The following is a 19475-nucleotide window of genomic DNA, read 5'->3' on the forward strand; positions in this document are numbered from 1 at the left end:
CTGCGCAGTATATAATAACTAGCCATGTTAAATAGCCACGGCGCAGGGCTGAAATTACACTCACAAAATAGCACCGCATTGGAAGCAATTCCAATGCGGTGCTATTTGCAGATCAGGCTGATAGCGCTTCAAAAAAAATTGAAAGCTACTGCCCAACTTACTTTGCGACTATCAAGAATTAATCGTCATAAAGATCTTGCCCGTCTTTACGCGTTCTTAGTAATTGAAGAATCCACACATATTGCTCCGGCTGCGGCGTGACAAAACGCTCGATTTCTTCATTCATGGCGCGCGCAGATTGTTCCGGATCATCGGTTAATTGCATGGCTGGATGGATTTCTATTTCGTATTTTCCAGTTTCGGCGTTGTAACGCGGAAACATCGGAATCACCACTGCTTTGGCAAGTTTCGCCATTTTATTTAAACCGGGCAATGTGGCTTTATAGGTGCCGAAGAAATCCACATACAGGCTTTGTTCCGCACCGAAGTCTTCATCCGGCAAGTAATAGCCCATTTCGCCTTGTTTTACGTAATTTAAAAAAGGTTTTATGCCATTTTGGCGTGCATGCATTTTGCCACCAAAACGCTGGCGCATCATCGTCCATAGCCAGTCGACTAAAGGATTGCGATGCGGATTATACATCGATGTCATCGGCATACCGTGCGTATGCAAAATAATCCCCGACGCATCAATCGCCCAACCGTGCGGTACCATTAAAATAATGTTTTTGCCTTCCGCTTTGGCTTGTCGAATATGTTCAAGCCCGATAAACTCACCGCGTTTTTGTAAATGTCGTTTCGAGCGAACGGCGATTTCACCGATACCAAACATCACTTGTGCCACCACCGCAAACATTTTATCAATCACCTCTTCGCGCTGTTGTGTTGTCCAGTTTGGAAAACAATGCGTTAAATTAATTTGTGCACGTCGGCGTTGTTTTTTCGCCTTGTGGCCAATCCACATCCCGAGTTTAGCCGCCCATTTATCACGCAGACGAAAGGGAACAAAGGCCAATAACAACAAAAAGAAAATACCGAGCCAAATCCCCCAATATTGCGGCTTAAAATAGGACCAAGAAAAATGCGCCTCATAACCTGATCGGGCAGTTAAACGTAGTTGTTTTTGAGAATCTGTCATAATAAAAACTGCGAGGAAATCCACCGCCCTCTAAAAATTAAACCAACCTTGGTCATAGGCCATTTTAACGGTCATAATAAAAGACATCGCCACCACCATCGGACGAATTAGCCGTTTACCCTTGCTCATAACCATTTTCGCCCCCAAATTTGCGCCGATTAAGCTGCCCGCCATCATCACGAAACCAACCGTCCACGCGATATGTCCGCCAATTAAGAAAAAAATAACCGAAGCGATATTTGAGGTTAAATTCATCACTTTTGCATGGGCGGTGGCTTTGGTTAAGTTAAAACCAAGCAATAATACGCAAGCCAAATTCATTAATGAGCCCGTGCCCGGCCCAAAAAATCCATCATAAAAACCTAATGTGATTCCCAAAGAAAGGGCAAAAATGGGATAAGAAAGACGTTGTTTTTTATCGTTTTCGCCTAACTTAGGGGTAAAAAGGAAATAAAGCCCAATAGCAAGGATTAAAAACGGCAAACCTTTTTTAACCAGCGATGAATCAATGCTTTGAATTAATAATGTACCGATCACTGAACCGATAAAAATCATGAATAAAATAAAGCCAAATTCGCGCAAATTCACCGCCTTCTTACGCAAAAAATACAAACTTGCCGATAAAGAACCGCCAAACGCCTGCAATTTATTGGTACCTAATGCCATTGCAGGCGGCATACCGGCCATCAATAAGGCAGGAATAGTAATTAAACCGCCCCCCCCGGCGATAGCGTCAATAAAAGCCGCCACAAAAGCAACTGCAAATAACAGCCCTAAAATATCCATGCCAAATTCCATAGGTTTACCTCAAATCATTATTCTAGCCATTCACTACGGTTTGGTGAGTTCAATATTTGCTGACATAAAAACGGCTCGGGTGGAACGGTTTTTGGTTTACCGGAAGGCGCACCGGGTTTTGCCGGCTCAAACCAAGAATAAAGTTCGGCACCGCATCCATCACCCGCAGGCACCGGTGCTTGCTCTTCACAATAGGTGGCATCTACCGGACATTTTAAACGCACATGGAAATGAGAGTCATGCCCGAACCAAGGACGAATTTTGTGCAACCAAGCGCGATCGGCTCCTGCCGTTTCGCAAAGTTTCAATTTAATTGCAGGATTGACAAAAATACGAGTAACTTCCGAATCTTCTGCTGCCAATTTAATCAGCTTAGCATGGTTGGCGTTCCAAATACTGTCGTCCACGCGCCGAGTTTGGCGGTTCACCACCAACAAACCTTTGCCGTCAGAATTCAGTGCTTCACTATCGGACATACTGCCCATGCGCAACCAAATGTCTGCATCCAGCCCCATTTGATGGCTCGCATGCCCGGTTAAAAAACGTCCGCCGCCCGGCATAGCAATATCGCCCACCAACATGGTTGGCAAGCCCGCGGCTTTCGCGCGTTGCCCCAAACGTTGCAAATAGCTAATCATGTTGGGATGTCCGTAATAACGGTTTTTATTCAAGCGAATCACTTGATAGCCGTCCCCCTTATAAGGTAAAGGCTGCGCGCCGATAATGCAGCCGTTGGAATAGCTGCCAATCGGCTTCGCCTTACCGTCCTCGCTTGGAATCGGACGCTTTACCCTCTGCCAATCTTGTGGCGCAGCTTGCACGCAAAATACCCAAAATGCGCTTAATATAAACGACGTGGTTAGTAAAATTTTATTCATTTATTCTCACTAAAACAAAGTGTCAAATGAGCACCGCATTGAACCCGCATCCAATGCGGTGCTGTTTACGCAGTTCGTTGTTGAAGCTGCAAATCAGCACCGCATTGAATGCTTTTTGATGCCGAAAGTGAAACCGTTATTTACATTGCGCCTTAAAACGCAATAAATGATCCAATAACACAATTGCCGTCATCGCTTCCGCAATAGGAACCGCGCGAATGCCAACACAAGGATCGTGGCGACCTTTGGTAATGACATCCACCGCTTCATTATTGAGATTTACCGAACGCCCCGGCACAGTAATGCTGGAGGTCGGTTTTAACGCGATAGTGGTAATAATCGGTTGTCCGGAGCTGATGCCACCGAGAATACCGCCGGCATGATTGGAAAGAAAACCTTCGGGCGTCATTTCGTCACGATGTTCACTGCCGCGTTGTTCCGTCACAGCAAAACCATCGCCGATTTCCACGCCCTTAACGGCGTTAATGCTCATTAAAGCGTGGGCTAAATCCGCATCCAGACGATCAAACACCGGTTCGCCCAAACCTGCCGGCACATTTTCGGCCACTACGGTCAGTTTCGCACCGATGGAATCCCCTTGCTTTTTCAAATCGCGAATCAATTCATCGAATTTTTCCAACGCATTTTTATCCGGGCAGAAAAACGGATTGTTGTTCACTTCCGCCCAATCGATGTTTTCAATAACTTGCGGGGCGATTTTGACCTTGCCGATTTGGCTTAAAAAACCACGTACTTCAATGCCAAATCGCTCGCGTAAATATTTTTTCGCAATGGCGCCGGCAGCCACGCGCATAGCGGTTTCACGGGCCGAAGAACGACCGCCACCGCGATAATCGCGGATGCCGTATTTCTGCTGATAAGTAAAATCCGCATGTCCCGGGCGAAAACGGTCTTTAATGTCGCCGTAATCTTGCGAACGTTGATCACCGTTTTTAATAATCATACCAATGCTGGTACCGATGGTTTTCCCTTCAAACACGCCGGATAAAATCTGTACTTCGTCATCTTCGCAACGTGGTGTAGTGTAGCGGGAGGTACCCGGTTTGCGGCGATCCAAATCCGGTTGAATATCCGCTTCCGACAGCGCCATGTTCGGCGGTACGCCATCTACAATACAGCCCAATGCGGTGCCGTGGGACTCACCGAAAGTGGTGACGCGGAAAAGTTGCCCTATTGTGTTTCCTGCCATAATTTCTCTCTTATTTTATTTGTTGTGCTTGCGTGTTTGCTAATTTAACTGCGTTCATATTCACAAAAGGAATTTCTTCGCCGCTATCGTTATTTTTAATAAAGACATCAAGTTGATTAAAGGCGATATCGATATTATTCTCGGCAAATAATTCGTTGATACGGCGATTTAAGGCGTCGGTGACACTAGTCCGTTCAGAAAGCTGACCAACATACACACGCAATTCGTGATCTAAAGTGCTGGCACCAAAACTCAAAAATAAAGCATGTGGTTCCGGATCTTTCAAGATGCCCGGTTGCTCGTTCGCTGCTTGTAACAACAAACGTTTCACCAAGGCTAAATCCGAGCCGTAAGCCACACCAATATTCACAATTAATCGCGTCACGGTATTAGAGAGCGCCCAGTTTGTCACTTGTCCCGTTACAAAGGATTTATTCGGCACGATAACTTCTTTTCGGTCAGGATCAATAATCGTGATGGCACGAATGCGGATTTTGGCCACGGTTCCGGTCACGTCATTAATTGTCACGGTATCACCAACCCGAATCGGGCGTTCGAATAAGAGAATAATGCCTGAGACAAAGTTAGCAAAAATTTCTTGCATACCAAAACCAAGACCAACAGAAAGTGCGGCGAATAGCCATTGTAATTTCGACCACGACATCCCCAGTGTGGCAAAGGCCCAAGCGCCGCCAATCGCGACGATAACATAAGTCAGTAAAGTGGTAATCGTGTAAGGCGTGCCTTGCGATAATTTCACCCGCGAGAAAACCAACACTTCTAAAATACCGGAAATATTGCGCACCAAAACATAGGTAATGGCGATAATGACCAACGCAACCAATAAATTGAACAACGTGATGCTTTCCGTCACGGATACGCCGTCCACCTGCGAACTCTGCTGCCATAAGGTAATATCGCGCAGATAGCTGGCGACTGTGATTAAATCCGACCAAACAAAATAGAAAATGGCGAATAATGCAGTCCAGATAAAAAGATCCGCAAAGCGTAATAACTGGCTTCTCACCTCATTAAGCGCCAACCCTTCTTCTTGCGCAGTAACCAATACCACATCATCGGAAGGCGGAGTGTCATTAAGATCCTCGGCTTTTTGACGACGTTTTTCCTGTAAACGACGATGCGCCAAACGGCGGGAAGATACGGTAATGCCGCGATAAACGGTTTGACGAAGGATAAACCAAACGCACCACGCAATGTAGGAATTAATCATATGTTGAATCAGATTCAATGCGGTGTAGTAATAGCCTAATACTACCAACACAATCAAACCGACCGGAATCAACTGCAACAACACTTGAATCGTTTTTACAACCACATTATTGCGTTTTGATTGACTTTTTTCAAAGGAACGTAATGCACTATTAAAGCGCGGAGCAATCATCACTACACAGAAAATCAACGCAGCAATGGTATTAAGCTCGCCTAGTACATCATTTGCCAAGCCGTTATCCATTACGTTACTAAATACCGAAGTATTCAATAACAATATCACGGCGACAATAATGTGTTTCACCACACTACGGAATTTTTCCGCATCATTTTGGGCAAAACCGAAGTGGCGCACGAAGATGCCGTTCGGACGATAAATCGCGTACCATACGTTAAAGAACCACCAATAACCCGCCATACGGAACGACCAATCCCAGAATTCTTGCGGATCACGGAAAAAGAAAAAACCGATCATCTGACAGACGGCGAGGAACCAAAGCGTACCGGATAAATTCAGCAATCCGGTCAATACTAATGCTATCGGCGTGTGCCATTGGCTGTCTGAGCGTAATGTATTGATTTCGCTGTTAATTAATGCCAAACGTTGTTTAATGGTTGGCTTAAATTTAAAAATTGCCCCGCCAATAATTATTAAAATCAACACATAACTCAGCAAGTAGGGCAAATTATCAAAATTCGTCGGAAAACCGAGGTGTTTCAACATCCCGCTAAATTGTATATCCAACGATGTCGGCAACGCTTTCAACCAGTCTAAATTGATCGGATTATTGCTTCTTACCCAGAAACTTTGCTGATCAAGTTGCGCCTGAATTTGGTCGCTGATTTGGGTAATTCGTTGCTGTGTCAATTCTAAGGAAATCGCGAGATTAAGTTGATTATTCAAAGACTTAATCACATCCGAAGCCATTTTGCGGCGCTCAAGCAACAAATTCTCCAGTTGTGTTTTTTCCTCTGCCGTAAAAACTTGATTTTCTTCCGCTTCCACTTTGCTGATGTAGCTATCTAAATCGTAAAGTTCATTACGACGCTGAGTAATATCGAAAATTTGCACCCGCAAATCGGCAATTTGTTTGGATAATCCTTGAATGTTTAAATTAGTCGGCAGCTTTTGTTTTTGTTGCTGAATAATCCGCGACAATACCAATGTGCCTTGCAACGCGCTAATTTGCTCATCTATCGTACGCTGGGTTTGCGTTAAGTTATCCAACACATTGCGCATACGCAATTCGTCTTGGGTTAAGGTATTGGTTTTTTCCGTTTGTTGTAACAAGAACTGACTTAATTGTGCATTGCGCTCCAATTCTTTTTGAATGTAATCGTTATTAACGGATTTTTGTTGCTGCTGTTGTGCCTGCTGCACTTGGTTTTGACTTTGCGCTAGATTTTTTTGGTTAATCGCATCTTGAATCGCTGCAATTTGCTGCTGCTGAACTTGTTGTTTTGCATTTAATAAATCGTAACGACTTTGATAAAGAACCGTTAATTGATCACTGTTTTTCAACAAAATCTGGTTGTAGTTATTTTTTAAATCAATCAGTTCCAATTCCAATTGATTTTGCTGCTTTTTGGCGGAACTCACCGTACCGTCCGACAATTCCTGATTTAAGATTTGGCTACGTTTGGCGTTATCCGTCAAGGCACTTTGCGCTCGTTCGGACACGGCACTTTGCCCCGCCAGCACCGCATTGGCGGCGCTCAATGCAGCTTGCGTATCTTGTTGTTGATTGTTGAGCTTTTCTAAAGACGCTTGTAAATCCGCCAACGCGGTTAATTTATAATTATCGGCATCGGCCTGATTAAAACGCTTTTTCAGATTCTGCAAATCCGCATTATTTTTCTGAATTTCGTTATCAGAATTGTTTAAGGTCGCCAGCAAATCGTCATTACTTTTTCGCTGGGTTTGAATTTGTTGCAACAAATCCAGTGCGCTTTGCAGTTCCTCAATGCGGTGCTGTTTGGCTTCTCCGTCATCGATTTTTTGTGCGGCAGCAAGTTCTGCTTTCAGACTTTGTTCCGTCGGCAAGGCTACGGTTTTCGGTTGATCTGCCGTCGCATCTTGCGACAATGTCGCCCCTACCACGGAGGCGGCAAGTAATACGGTGAAAAAACGAGAAATTTTCATAACTTATGACTCAATATGTTGAAGTAGCCAATCGGCTAATGTTTTCCGAGAAATTTTTATGCCGCCCTGATGCAAATCAGGGAGCGGATAGTAGGCCACCGGCTGTTTAAAACGCGCCAAATGGGTTTGTAAAAAAATGCGTAGCTTTTCCACTGCGCGTTCACTAAATTGTTCGTGAAACGCTGTCAATGCTACCGGACGTGCGCCAAATTCGGCATCGGCTTTTGGCAACACAAAAACCTGTTTTACCAAGCCCGATTGCAAAATCGTTTTTTCGATTTCTTCAGGCTGAATATTTTCCCCGCCAGAAATAAACATATTATCCAAGCGTCCGACAACCACCAGTTCGTCGTTTTGCCACAGGCCTTTATCTTTAGTTTGCAGCCATCCCGATTCGTTAATCAAAGGAAGGATTTCACCGTTTTTCCAATACCCCATGGCAAGCCCTGCGCCTTTTAGCCAAATTTCATCGTTTACTAATTGAAACTCGCGCCCTAACAATGCTTGCCCGACGCCGGGTTTGTCATCAGAAACTTTGGCGAAAATGGTGGAAGCCATTTCTGTCATGCCGTAGCCGCTGTACGGCGTAATGCCGTATGTGCGAATGGCTTGAGTCAACGCCACCGGAATATGTGCGCCGCCCAATAAAATATGACGCGTCTTCACTTCGCTTTGCGGGTACCGAGCCAAATAATCCAATAAACGTTGAAGCTGAGTCGGCACTAGCGAAACATGCGTAGCCTGCAATAGCGAGGCGTAAAAATCCGTTTGCGGAAAATGCAATTGTGCGCCACAAACTAACCAACGCCACACAATCCCCTGCCCCGATACGTGGTACAACGGCAATGACAATAACCAAGATTGCGTCGCGTGGAATTGCATCAATTGGCATACACCGCGCGCATTATCCAAGTGGGCTTGCACATTATGCAGTACCGCTTTCGGCTGGCCGCCGGAGCCGGAAGTGAGCGTCATTGTCGCCGGACGTAGAAAATCAGCTTCTTCGAGTTTTGCTAATGGGCATTCGGAAATATTCGCCAAATCTTCATGACGCAAACATAAATCAACACCGTATTCACGACAGAATTGGTCGATTCTCTGTTGCGGGAACGCCGGATTTAGCCCTATGATTTTAGCACCGCATTGAAGGCTTGCCAGATAAAGAAAAAGTATGGCTTCTGAATTTTTCGCGCAAAAAGCGACCATACTTTGCGGTGTGATGCCCCGTTGTTGCAAAAAAGCTGCAGTTTGATTAATTTTTTGCGCGACGTCAGCCCAAGTAAAAAGATCACCTTGCGAGGAACGCAAGGCGATTGTTTGGGAAGATTGAGGATTATCGGCAAAAACTTGCCAAGGAAAAAGGTTAATTGCTGACAAAATACGCCCGCACTTCGTCAATCAAACTTTCCGGCAAATTCATGGATTGCATGGCGCCTTCCAGCATCAACATTTTTCTACCGCTATTGGTATTGGTAATCACCCAATACGGCGTATCAGGAATTTGTTTCGGCTTAGTGTGGTTACCCGCCATTAGTAAAGTCGCTTCGTCTCGCGCAAAGTATACTCGGGTACGACCTTGCAAGGATTCCGTCGCCTGGGCGAAGCTTTCCGGATCAGTGCGATAAAGTACACGCAAAATCGCCAAGAAACGTACGACTGCTTTGCTTTCTTCTTTAAATTCGTCAGAATTTAGTAATAGGCGCACTTTGTCGCTAATTTGGTTAATGGCTTCATTTGATTGTTTTTTAGCCATTTTAGGCGCAGCAGTTTTCGATTCCAAAAACGTCTCTTGTTGCGACGGTGCATTCGTCAATTTAACCTCGCTTTCGAGCACCGCATCGGATTTAACTGCGTCTTCGGTAATGGAACCATCAAAAGAAACGAAATCTAACGTAGCGCTCGGGTTCGCGGGCAAATGAAGCAAGCGGCGGAGAATATCTGAAGCGCTTTCGCCGATTGATTGCGTTTGTTTTGCAATGTATCGGTATAATTCTTCATCCACTTCAATTATCTTCATTTTTACCTCTCCGTTTGCTAGAATTTTCGCCCATTATAGCGGTTTCTTAACAAATTCTCACGCGAAAAAATATGCCTATTCCTCAATTACTCAATTTCCAATTTGATCAAGCAAAACAAGCACTTCATTCATCCACTTTAATTTTTATTCACGGTTTATTCGGTGATATGAATAATCTCGGCGTGATCGCCCGGGCTTTTAGTGACGACTACAATATTCTGCGTGTAGATTTACGCAACCACGGGCAAAGTTTTCATTCCGAATTGATGAATTATGACTTAATGGCGGAAGATATATTTACGCTGATTCGACATCTTAAATTGGAAAAAACCATTTTAATCGGACATTCTATGGGCGGGAAAACGGCGATGAAATTAGCCGCACGGCATCCCGAAATCGTGGAGAAATTGATCGTTATTGATATCGCGCCACTGCCTTACGGCAATCGCGGCCATCAAGATGTGTTTCAAGGTTTATTTGCGGTGAATGCAGCAAAGCCGCAATCGCGCCAACAAGCCAAACCGATTTTGGCGCAACAAATCGCCGATCCGAGCGTAGTTCAATTTATGCTGAAATCATTCGAACCGACTTCGCCGGAATTTTTTCGTTTTAATTTAACCGCTCTTTTCAACAATTACGAAAATTTGATGGCTTGGCAAGATGTATCGGTTTCGGTACCGACCTTATTTATCAAAGGCGGCGATTCCCCTTACATCAAACTGCAAGATTCCGAGCGGATTTTACAACAATTCCCAAATGCCTCATCATTTACGATAAACGGTTGCGGACACTGGGTTCATGCACAAAAGCCGGCGTTCGTCATTCGTGCGATTAATCGATTTCTAAATAAGAATTAATCGGTTTAAATGAGAATTGAACTATGATATAGTGCGCGCAAATCACGGGCTCTGAGCCCTTTTGATTTTTAATATTTTCAAACATTTAATTTTAAAGGAAAGAAAGATGGCAGTTGTGGGTCTATTTTACGGTAGCGATACGGGCAATACCGAAAACATCGCGAAAATGATTCAAAAACAATTAGGCGCTGATTTAGTCGATATTCGTGATATTGCAAAAACCTCAAAAGAAGACATCGAAGCTTATGATTTTTTACTTTTTGGCATTCCGACTTGGTACTACGGCGAAGCTCAAGCAGACTGGGACGATTTCTTCCCAACCTTAGAAGAAATTGATTTTACCGATAAATTAGTCGCGATTTTCGGCTGCGGCGATCAAGAGGATTACGCCGATTATTTTTGTGACGCCATCGGTACCGTGCGCGATATCATTGAACCGCATGGCGCTATTGTCGTAGGGAATTGGCCGACCGAAGGTTACACTTTTGAAGCCTCCAAAGCCTTATTAGAAGATGGTACTTTTATCGGTTTATGTATTGATGAAGATCGCCAACCCGAACTCACCGCAGAACGCGTTGAAAAATGGTGTAAACAAATTTACGACGAAATGTGTTTGGCGGAACTCGCTTAACATCATAAAACAAGGAAACTTTATGTCTGAAGAAAATATTAAATTGCTCAAAAAAGCGGGCTTAAAAATTACTGAACCGCGTTTGACCGTCCTTGCCTTAATGCAAGATCACAAAAACGAACATTTTTCTGCAGAAGACGTCTATAAAATTTTGCTTGAACAAGGCAGTGACATCGGTTTAGCTACCGTCTATCGCGTGTTAAACCAATTTGATGAAGCGCACATTTTGATTCGTCACAACTTTGAAGGCAATAAATCGGTATTTGAATTGGCGCCAACCGAACATCACGATCACATCATTTGTGAAGATTGCGGCAAAGTTTTTGAATTCTCCGACAATCTGATCGAACAACGCCAAAAAGAAATCAGTGAACAATACGGCATTAAACTCAAAGCGCACAGTTTATATCTTTACGGCAAATGCAGCGATATTGAGAAATGTGAAGAGATCATTAAAAAAGACGAAGACGAAGACGAAAACAAATAATATTCAAGCCACAAGAATAAATTCACTGAAATTAGCCTCACAAAATAGCACCGCATTGGAAGTCGTTTCAATGCGGTGCTGTTTTTAATGAAGAATCAATTAAGGTTGAAATTACGATCTCGTCGACAAGGATATTAAACGCCCACGTTTACTCAGCGATATATTTTAGCCTATGGTGTAGCGCTTTCCACTTTGCGCCATAAATGTTTGCTGTAAATCGCCCCGATCGAATTAGGCTGCGCACCCATCACGGAAGGTGAAATATAAACCGGCGTAGTATATTGAAACAGCGGCAGCAACAGATTTTCCCGTTGAATGATATCACTTAATTTTAAATAAATGTCCAAACGCACTTTTTCATCCGTACTTTTCAGTGCCTGCTCAAAAAGTGCATCATAGCTTTCGTTCGCATAACCGCTTTTATTATCGGGACTTTTGGAATAAAACAAGCCTAAAAATGCCATCGGGTGATTAAAATCGCCACACCAACCGGAACGAATCAACTGAAACTCACCTTTCGTTCGTTTTTCTTGTAGTTGTTGCCAACTCATCGGCTGTGTTTCTACCCGCAATAAATCCGATTCCGATAATTGTCGCGCCAAACGATGGGCAATATTGCGATGCAGCGCGAAATCGTCATAACTCAACTGTAAAGTCAGGAGGTGCTTTTCGGTAATTTTACTTTGCGCCAATAACTGCTCCGCTACCACCGGTTCCCAATGCGAATCCTGCCCTTGCAACATCGCTTTCGGTAAGAAGTAAGAACTTGGCACCGCATTCGGCATTTCATGATTGGTAATAGATGTCACCGAAACTAAAGAGGCAACAGCTTTTCGTACTAAAGGATCGGCTAACTTCGGATCGCGCAAATTAAATTCGTAAAAATAACCGCATAATTGCGGAAAATATTGCACGTTTTCCGGCCTATTTTCGTGAGTTTGCTTCGGTGACCAAAGCACATCAAAGCGCTGTCCCCCATCGTTCTCGGTAAACAAATAATCCACCGCATTAAACGACACCGCCTCTTTTTGCCAATAATAGGGATTTTTTACTAAATGTACGCCATTTTCATCACGCGACGAAAACAGATAAGCCCCATTTGATACCATCAAGTTTAAATCATGATATTGCGGTAGTAACGCGACATGCGCCAACATTTCCGGCAAATAAGGCGTCGGTTTATCAAGCCGAATCAATAAAGTACGGTCAGTTTCCGCAAAGATTCCAAGACGGCTTAAAGGCTGTTGTTTCTCTAATACCGCTTGCGCATTTTGCACGTTTAAATACAACAAATAAGATTTTAACGGGCTTTCCGATTGCGCAAGCGCTTGCCAAGAAAGCACAAAATCCTGCGCGGTTAAAGGCGTGCCGTTTGACCATTTCAGCCCGTCACGCAAAATAAACGTCCAATTTCGGTTATCTTCAGTTTGCCAACTTTCCGCTGCAGCGGGAACCAAATTACCTTGCGCGTCATAAGCCGTTAAGCCCTCGAATAAATCTCGAATCAACGACGTTTGCCCCGCTTCCGTAACGAACCATGGAGATAGCACCGCATTGGGCTCAATGCCGCGTGTTAATTTCTCGCGATCATAATTAAGCGAAGACGATTGTTCAGTAACAGAAGGATTTGAATGCGGTGCTGTTGGCGTAGTTCGATTAAATTTATCACAACCGTTCGACGCCAAAATAATAGAAAAAATAAGTGCGCTTTTCAGCCAGTAAGGGAGGCATTTAGTCATTTTCAATCAGGTCTTCGCTTTCCCCTTCGGTTTTAATCCAGAATAAGAAAAACCAGTATTTCACTGCAATCAAGGCGGCAATAGTGCAGCGTCCAATCAGGCTCGGTGTGAAATAAAAACCAATTAATAACATCGTGGTAGATAGCGCTAAAATGGAAATCTTGGTTTTCTTCGTCATGGCGCGGCGCTCATTAAAGGATTTTAAATGATTTTGATAAACGGACGTGCGCATAAACCAAGCTTCTAGCCGTTTCGACCCTTTGGTAAAGAAAAATAAGGTAAGCAACAAAAACGGTGTAGTCGGCAAAAAAGGAATAAAAATACCAATAATGCCTAGTAAGAGCGAAACGAAACCCAATAAAACGTAAACGTATTTCATAAAATATCTGATAAGAGAAAATGCGAACCATTATTGCTGATTTTTTAGATTTTTCAACCTTGATATTATAAAATTTGCCGCGACTTAAAAAAGCGTATTTAAAAGGAATAATTATGCAAAACCCATTACTCAATATGCAAGGTTTACCGCCTTTTTCACAAATCAAACCCGAACACATTCAACCCGCCATTGAAAAACTTATTCAAGACTGCCGTGACACCGTCGAACAAGTGCTCGCACAGCCGCACTTTACTTGGGAAAACTTTATTTTGCCGCTAACTGAAGTCAACGATCGCTTAAGCCGCGCTTGGTCACCGGTTTCACATTTGAATGCGGTAAAAAACAGCCCGACATTACGCGAAGCCTATCAAGCCTGCTTGCCGTTACTTTCCGAATACGGCACTTGGGTGGGCCAACATAAAGGGCTTTACAACGCTTATTTAGCATTGCAAAACACCCCAGAATTTGCCACTTATTCTGTGGCGCAAAAGAAAGCCATTGAAAACAGCTTACGCGACTTCACACTTTCCGGCATCGGACTTTCGGAAGAAAAACAAAAACGCTACGGTGAAATTGCTGCTCGCTTATCCGAATTGAATTCTCAATTCAGTAATAATGTGCTAGACGCCACTATGGGCTGGGAAAAAATAATTGAAGACGAAGCCGAACTTACCGGTCTGCCTGAATCCGCCTTGCAAGCGGCAAAACAATCCGCTGAAAACAAAGGGTTGCAAGGCTATCGCTTCACCCTTGAAATTCCGAGCTATTTGCCGGTGATGACTTACTGCGAAAATCGCGCATTGCGTGAAGAAATCTACCGCGCTTACGCGACTCGCGCTTCCGAGCAAGGCCCGAATGCGGGGAAATGGGACAACAGCAAAGTGATGGAAGAAATTCTTACTTTGCGCATAGAGTTGGCGAAATTGCTCGGTTTTAATACCTATACCGAACTTTCCCTCGCGACAAAAATGGCGCAAAACCCTCAACAAGTGCTGGATTTCTTAGATAATTTGGCGGAACGCGCCAAACCGCAAGGTGAAAAAGAGTTGCAAGATCTGAAAGATTATTGCGAAAAAGAGTTCGGCATTACTGAACTTGCTCCTTGGGATATCAGTTTTTATAGCGAAAAACAAAAACAACACTTATATGCCATCAACGACGAAGAACTTCGCCCGTATTTTCCGGAAGAACGCGTTATTTCCGGCTTATTTGAATTGATTAAACGCATTTTTAATATTCGTGCGGTAGAACGTTTCGGTGTGGACACATGGCATAAAGACGTGCGTTTCTTTGATTTAATTGATGAAAAAGATCAAATTCGCGGCAGTTTTTATCTTGATCTTTACGCGCGCGAAAATAAACGCGGCGGCGCCTGGATGGATGATTGTATCGGCCGTAAACGTAAGCTTGACGGTTCAATTCAAACGCCGGTGGCATATTTAACCTGCAATTTCAACGCGCCTATCGGCGATAAGCCGGCACTCTTTACTCATGACGAAGTCACTACGTTGTTTCACGAATTCGGGCACGGCATTCATCATATGCTCACCCAAATCGATGTTTCTGATGTGGCGGGCATTAACGGGGTGCCTTGGGATGCGGTGGAATTACCAAGTCAATTTATGGAAAACTGGTGTTGGGAAGAAGATGCACTGGCATTTATTTCCGGTCATTATGAAACGGGCGAGCCGTTGCCAAAAGAAAAACTTACACAATTATTGAAAGCGAAAAACTTCCAAGCGGCAATGTTTATTTTACGTCAACTTGAATTCGGTATCTTCGATTTTCGCTTGCATCATACATTCGAACCTGAAAAAGTGAATCAAATTTTGGATACCTTGAAAGCCGTAAAATCACAAGTGGCGGTAATTAAAGGCGTCGATTGGGCAAGAACACCACATAGCTTCAGCCACATTTTTGCCGGCGGTTACGCGGCGGGCTATTACAGCTATTTGTGGGCGGAGGTGTTATCGGCCGATGCGTTCTCGCGTTTTGAAGAAGAAGGCATTTTTAACCCGATCACCGGTAAATCCTTCTTAGATGAAATCTTAACCCGCGGTGGCTCCGAAGAACCGATGCTACTCTTTAAACGCTTCCGCGGCCGCGAACCTCAACTTGATGCCTTGTTAAGACATAAAGGCATCGCCCCAACTAATCTGCAATAAGCAAACAGCACCGCATTGAAACTGCTTTCAATGCGGTGCTATTTGGCGATCCCAAACAAAAACAGTCGATTCTAATAAAGAATCGACTGTTTTTTTAAAGTATTAATTAACCGTTGTAGCGTCTGAATACTAAAGTTGCATTCGTGCCGCCGAAACCGAAACTGTTTGACATGACAGTTTGCAAGCCTGCGTGTTCCTTGGTTTCGGTCACGATGTTACAACCTTCCGCCGCTTCGTCTAGGGTTTCAATGTTAATACTCGGTGCGATGAAATCGTTGTGAAGCATTAATAAAGTATAAATCGCTTCGTGCGCACCGGCTGCACCTAAGGAGTGACCCGTCATAGATTTGGTAGAAGAAATCGCCGGGGTATGATTACCAAAGACACTTTTAATCGCCCCTAATTCTTTTACGTCACCCACCGGAGTCGATGTGCCATGTACATTGATGTAGTCAATCGGCGTATCGACCGTCGCCATTGCTTGTTTCATACAACGCTCGGCACCTTCGCCGCTCGGTGCGACCATATCGTAACCATCGGACGTTGCACCATAACCCACGATTTCTGCATAAATCTTCGCACCACGAGCAAGCGCATGTTCCAATTCTTCCACCACAACTACAGCACCGCCACCTGCAATCACGAAACCGTCGCGGTTTGCATCGTAAGCACGAGAAGCTTTTTCCGGTGTGTCATTGTATTTAGTAGAAACTGCGCCCATTGCATCAAATTCAGTTGCACATTCCCAAGAAAGCTCTTCAGCACCGCCGGCGAAAACAATATCTTGTTTGCCTAATTGAATTAATTCCAGCGCATGGCCGATACAGTGCGCAGACGTCGCGCAAGCGGAACTGATAGAATAGTTCACGCCACGAATTTTGTAAGGCGTGGCCAAACAAGCCGAAACGCTTGATGCCATAGTTTTCGTTACCGCATAAGGGCCGATCGCTTTTACACCACGTGGGCCGCGTACCGCATCGCACGCCACTAATTGGTTATGCGCCGAACCGGTACCCGCACCGATAACAAGACCGGTACGATCATTAGAAACTTGCTCTTCGCTTAAACCGGCATCTTCAATCGCTTCACGCATAGAAAGATAAGCATAAGCCGCCGCATCGCCCATAAAACGATACACTTTACGATCAATGTGTTCGCTCGGATCCAGTTTAATGGTGCCGGCAACATGGCTACGCATTTTCATTTCCACAAATTCAGGCACCACTTCGATACCTGATTTGCCCGCTTTTAATGATGCAAGCACTTCTTCTTTGTTGTTACCGATACTTGAAATAATACCAAAGCCTGTAATCACAGCTCTCTTCATTGCTTCTTCCTTATTGATTTATATGTAAAATGACGGGGCAAAATTACTACGAAATAAAAATATTTCAAGCAATAATTCATTTGTTTGACCAGTTATCACGGCTGACAAATTTAATAAGCCCGAAAATTCGGTTATTATAAGTTAATTCCATAATGCAAGAAAGGAATAAAAATGCTCTCTGTTTCCTATGCGAAAATTCATTTTAATGAAGAAAACACTCCTGTTTCCGAACAATTCGATGACGTTTATTTTTCCAACCAAGACGGGCTTGCCGAAACGGATTATGTGTTTTTACAAGGAAACCAATTATGGCAACGCTGGTTGTCGCATAAAAATACGCATTTTGTCGTTGCGGAAACGGGCTTTGGCACGGGATTAAACTTTTTCGCGGTTACCGCGCTCTTTCGTCAATTCCGCGCACAACATTCCAATGCGGTGCTAAAACGACTGTTCATGCTCTCCTTTGAAAAATATCCGCTAAAACCAACCTCGCTTGCGCAAGCGCATCAGGCTTATCCGCAATTTTCCGAGCTTAGCGAACGGTTACAGTATTATTGGCCGTTGCCGATTAAAGGCTGCCAACGCATTCATTTTGCCGAAACTACGCTGGATTTATGGTTCGGTGACGTGGCGGAAAACTTACCGCAACTTGGCGATTACATGCACGAAAAAGTAGATGCTTGGTTTTTAGACGGCTTCGCGCCGAGTAAAAATCCTGATATGTGGAATGAAAATCTGTATCGTCAAATCTATCGTTTTACCAAGCCTAACGGCACGTTCGCTACTTTCAGCGCCGCCAGTGCGGTGCGCAAAGGCTTGGAGTCCGCCGGTTTTGCCGTAACCAAACGCAAAGGCTTTGGTAAAAAACGCGAATGTTTAAACGGACAAAAAATTAACTCAACCCTCAACGAACTTTTTTTACCTTGGTATTTGCCGCAACCGGCTCGAATGGAAAAACAAGATGTGGCGATTATCGGTGGCGGTATAGCCTCACTTTGCACCGCCATTGCCTTACTCAAACGCGGCGCCAACGTCACACTTTATTGCGAAGACGAACAACTTGCACTGAATGCCTCGGGAAACAAACAAGGTGCTTTTTATCCGCAATTAAGCGACGATAATGAACTCACCATGCGTTTTTACATTCACGCCTTTGCTTACGGACGTCAATTATTAAATTGGGCAACGGAACAAGGTGTTGAATTTGAACACGAATTTTGCGGCGTAGCGCTATGCGGGTACGACGAAAAAAACGCAAACAAATTAGCCAAAATTGCGCAATTAGACTTACCAACAGAACTCTTTGAAATGTTAAATGCCGACCAACTCAGCAAAAAAGTCGGTTTACCATTGCCTTGTGGTGGTGGGTTTATTGCCCAGGGCGCTTGGCTCGCACCACGTCAATTTGTACAAAATACATTTGCTTTGTTAGAAAAATACGGTGTGAAGATCAAAACTTCGCAAAGCATTACCGAACTTTTGCAAACCCCAAACGGCTGGCAACTAAGAAATGCACAAAATGAACAGATAAATCACGAAGTCGTAGTGCTCGCCAACGGCTACAAAATCACCGATTTCACTCAAACCGAAAAACTGCCACTCTATCCAATTCGCGGACAAGTCAGCCAAATTCCGACATCGGAAAACTTGCTCAAACTCAAATCCGTGCTTTGTTACGACGGATACCTTACACCGGTTGATCAGGTAAAAGCCAGCCATTGCATCGGTGCAAGCCATGTACGCGACAATACAGATCGCCATTTCAGCGCGCAAGAGCAACGAGACAATCAACAAAAATTGCAGCGAAATATCGCAGAACCTTGGACTGAAGACGTGAACACGTCAGACAATCTCGCCCGAATCGGCGTGCGCTGCTCCGTACGCGATCTCGCCCCAATGGTTGGAAACGTGCCGAATTTTATCCAACAACAGGAAGATTATCATAATCTCTTCAATCTTCGTCGCCGCAGACAACCAATCAAAAATGCGGACAATTTTCCGAATCTTTTTTTAATTGCAGCTTTAGGTTCACGTGGATTGACTTCGGCTCCCTTGTTAGGGGAAATGTTGGGCTCATTGATTTATGGCGAACCAATGCCGTTAGGCGAAGCGCTTATACATAATTTAGCGGCGAATCGAGCTTGGATAAGAAAATGGTTAAAAGGCTCTGAAGTCAAATAAGAAAAATCGTTTACATTGTTTCGATGATCACCATATTAAGCTACAAAATTGAACATCGGTTTGAGCACCGCATTGGAGTGGCTTGGTGATTCGTTTATGCGATGAATACGAAGAATGCCGCGTTTCCGTTTCCTCACCGCGCTTCACGACCACTTGTCTTCGGTCGCTTCTCTTGGCCGTTTATCTTCGGCTGTTTGTCTTTCTCCCGTTTTGCGATTTTTTGCCAATAAAAAAACCCCAGCCTTCTGACCGGGGTTCCTTTCATATCTACCTGGCGGTGCCCTACTCTCACATG

The 19475-nt window shown here is 44.2% G+C and carries 16 protein-coding genes and 1 pseudogene; 6 read left to right on the forward strand and 11 right to left on the reverse strand.

The annotated features are described in order from the left end of the window. Positions 1 to 178: 178 nt before the first annotated feature. From lpxM to mepA, 3 genes are read right to left on the reverse strand one after another with little or no spacing between them, the layout of a single operon-like run. The gene (gene lpxM, locus ACO59Y_RS07800; RefSeq protein WP_486132132.1) at positions 179 to 1138 is read right to left on the reverse strand and encodes a lauroyl-Kdo(2)-lipid IV(A) myristoyltransferase; all 960 of its coding nucleotides are present in this window, start codon (positions 1136 to 1138) and stop codon (positions 179 to 181) included. Positions 1139 to 1168: 30 nt separating this feature from the next. Further along, positions 1169 to 1936 carry a TSUP family transporter gene (locus ACO59Y_RS07805; RefSeq protein WP_486132134.1) on the reverse strand — a complete coding sequence of 256 codons (768 nt, stop codon included), beginning with the start codon at positions 1934 to 1936 and terminating at the stop codon, positions 1169 to 1171. A gap of 17 nt (positions 1937 to 1953) precedes the next feature. After that, complete coding sequence (gene mepA, locus ACO59Y_RS07810; protein WP_486132136.1) at positions 1954 to 2814, reverse strand: penicillin-insensitive murein endopeptidase; 861 nt, start codon at positions 2812 to 2814, stop codon at positions 1954 to 1956. 19 nt (positions 2815 to 2833) lie between these two features. Here mepA and ACO59Y_RS07815 point away from each other — a divergent pair, with 19 nt between their 5' ends. Then, positions 2834 to 2980: a hypothetical protein gene (locus ACO59Y_RS07815; protein WP_486132138.1), complete on the forward strand. Its 147-nt coding sequence runs from the start codon at positions 2834 to 2836 to the stop codon at positions 2978 to 2980. Here ACO59Y_RS07815 and aroC read toward each other — a convergent pair. The 5 genes and pseudogenes from aroC to ACO59Y_RS07840 form a co-directional block, all read right to left on the reverse strand. After that, positions 2951 to 4024 (reverse strand): chorismate synthase, encoded by a 1074-nt coding sequence (gene aroC / locus ACO59Y_RS07820; RefSeq protein ID WP_486132140.1) that lies wholly within the window; start codon positions 4022 to 4024, stop codon positions 2951 to 2953. The genes ACO59Y_RS07815 and aroC overlap by 30 nt on opposite strands. A 10-nt stretch (positions 4025 to 4034) precedes the next feature. Then, complete coding sequence (gene mscK, locus ACO59Y_RS07825; RefSeq protein WP_486132142.1) at positions 4035 to 7397, reverse strand: mechanosensitive channel MscK; 3363 nt, start codon at positions 7395 to 7397, stop codon at positions 4035 to 4037. A gap of 3 nt (positions 7398 to 7400) precedes the next feature. Further along, positions 7401 to 8765, reverse strand: a complete 1365-nt coding sequence (menE, locus tag ACO59Y_RS07830) for an o-succinylbenzoate--CoA ligase (RefSeq protein WP_486132163.1) — start codon at positions 8763 to 8765, stop codon at positions 7401 to 7403. Further along, positions 8761 to 9354 (reverse strand): replication initiation negative regulator SeqA, encoded by a 594-nt coding sequence (gene seqA / locus ACO59Y_RS07835; protein ID WP_486132165.1) that lies wholly within the window; start codon positions 9352 to 9354, stop codon positions 8761 to 8763. The genes menE and seqA overlap by 5 nt, the downstream gene beginning before the upstream one ends. A gap of 3 nt (positions 9355 to 9357) precedes the next feature. Next, positions 9358 to 9414: pseudogene (locus ACO59Y_RS07840) on the reverse strand (hypothetical protein); the annotation flags it as partial. A gap of 71 nt (positions 9415 to 9485) precedes the next feature. On the opposite strand from ACO59Y_RS07840, the gene ACO59Y_RS07845 reads away from it, so the two are divergent. From ACO59Y_RS07845 to fur, 3 genes are all read left to right on the forward strand, one after another. Continuing rightward, the gene (locus tag ACO59Y_RS07845) at positions 9486 to 10271 is read left to right on the forward strand and encodes an alpha/beta fold hydrolase (RefSeq protein WP_486132144.1); all 786 of its coding nucleotides are present in this window, start codon (positions 9486 to 9488) and stop codon (positions 10269 to 10271) included. A gap of 106 nt (positions 10272 to 10377) precedes the next feature. Further along, positions 10378 to 10902, forward strand: coding sequence for a flavodoxin FldA (gene fldA, locus ACO59Y_RS07850; RefSeq protein WP_486132146.1), 525 nt, complete (start codon positions 10378 to 10380; stop codon positions 10900 to 10902). Positions 10903 to 10924: 22 nt separating this feature from the next. Further along, complete coding sequence (fur, locus tag ACO59Y_RS07855) at positions 10925 to 11389, forward strand: ferric iron uptake transcriptional regulator (RefSeq protein WP_486132148.1); 465 nt, start codon at positions 10925 to 10927, stop codon at positions 11387 to 11389. Positions 11390 to 11559: 170 nt separating this feature from the next. Here the strand turns inward: fur and ACO59Y_RS07860 are convergent, their stop codons facing one another. Both ACO59Y_RS07860 and ACO59Y_RS07865 read right to left on the reverse strand, forming a co-directional pair. Then, positions 11560 to 13128: a peptide ABC transporter substrate-binding protein gene (locus ACO59Y_RS07860; RefSeq protein WP_486132150.1), complete on the reverse strand. Its 1569-nt coding sequence runs from the start codon at positions 13126 to 13128 to the stop codon at positions 11560 to 11562. Then, positions 13121 to 13507 carry a YbaN family protein gene (locus ACO59Y_RS07865; RefSeq protein WP_486132153.1) on the reverse strand — a complete coding sequence of 129 codons (387 nt, stop codon included), beginning with the start codon at positions 13505 to 13507 and terminating at the stop codon, positions 13121 to 13123. Before ACO59Y_RS07865 ends, ACO59Y_RS07860 begins: the two co-directional genes overlap by 8 nt. A gap of 113 nt (positions 13508 to 13620) precedes the next feature. On the opposite strand from ACO59Y_RS07865, the gene prlC reads away from it, so the two are divergent. Beyond that, positions 13621 to 15672 carry an oligopeptidase A gene (gene prlC, locus ACO59Y_RS07870; protein WP_486132155.1) on the forward strand — a complete coding sequence of 684 codons (2052 nt, stop codon included), beginning with the start codon at positions 13621 to 13623 and terminating at the stop codon, positions 15670 to 15672. Positions 15673 to 15778: 106 nt separating this feature from the next. Here prlC and fabB read toward each other — a convergent pair whose 3' ends face one another. Further along, positions 15779 to 16999, reverse strand: a complete 1221-nt coding sequence (fabB, locus tag ACO59Y_RS07875; protein WP_486132157.1) for a beta-ketoacyl-ACP synthase I — start codon at positions 16997 to 16999, stop codon at positions 15779 to 15781. A gap of 171 nt (positions 17000 to 17170) precedes the next feature. Between fabB and mnmC the strand changes: the two genes are divergently transcribed. Then, a complete protein-coding gene (gene mnmC / locus ACO59Y_RS07880; protein ID WP_486132159.1) occupies positions 17171 to 19180 on the forward strand; it encodes a bifunctional tRNA (5-methylaminomethyl-2-thiouridine)(34)-methyltransferase MnmC2/FAD-dependent 5-carboxymethylaminomethyl-2-thiouridine(34) oxidoreductase MnmC1 in 2010 nt (669 codons plus the stop codon). Positions 19181 to 19475: the final 295 nt, after the last annotated feature.

Source organism: Rodentibacter sp. (assembly GCF_057314195.1).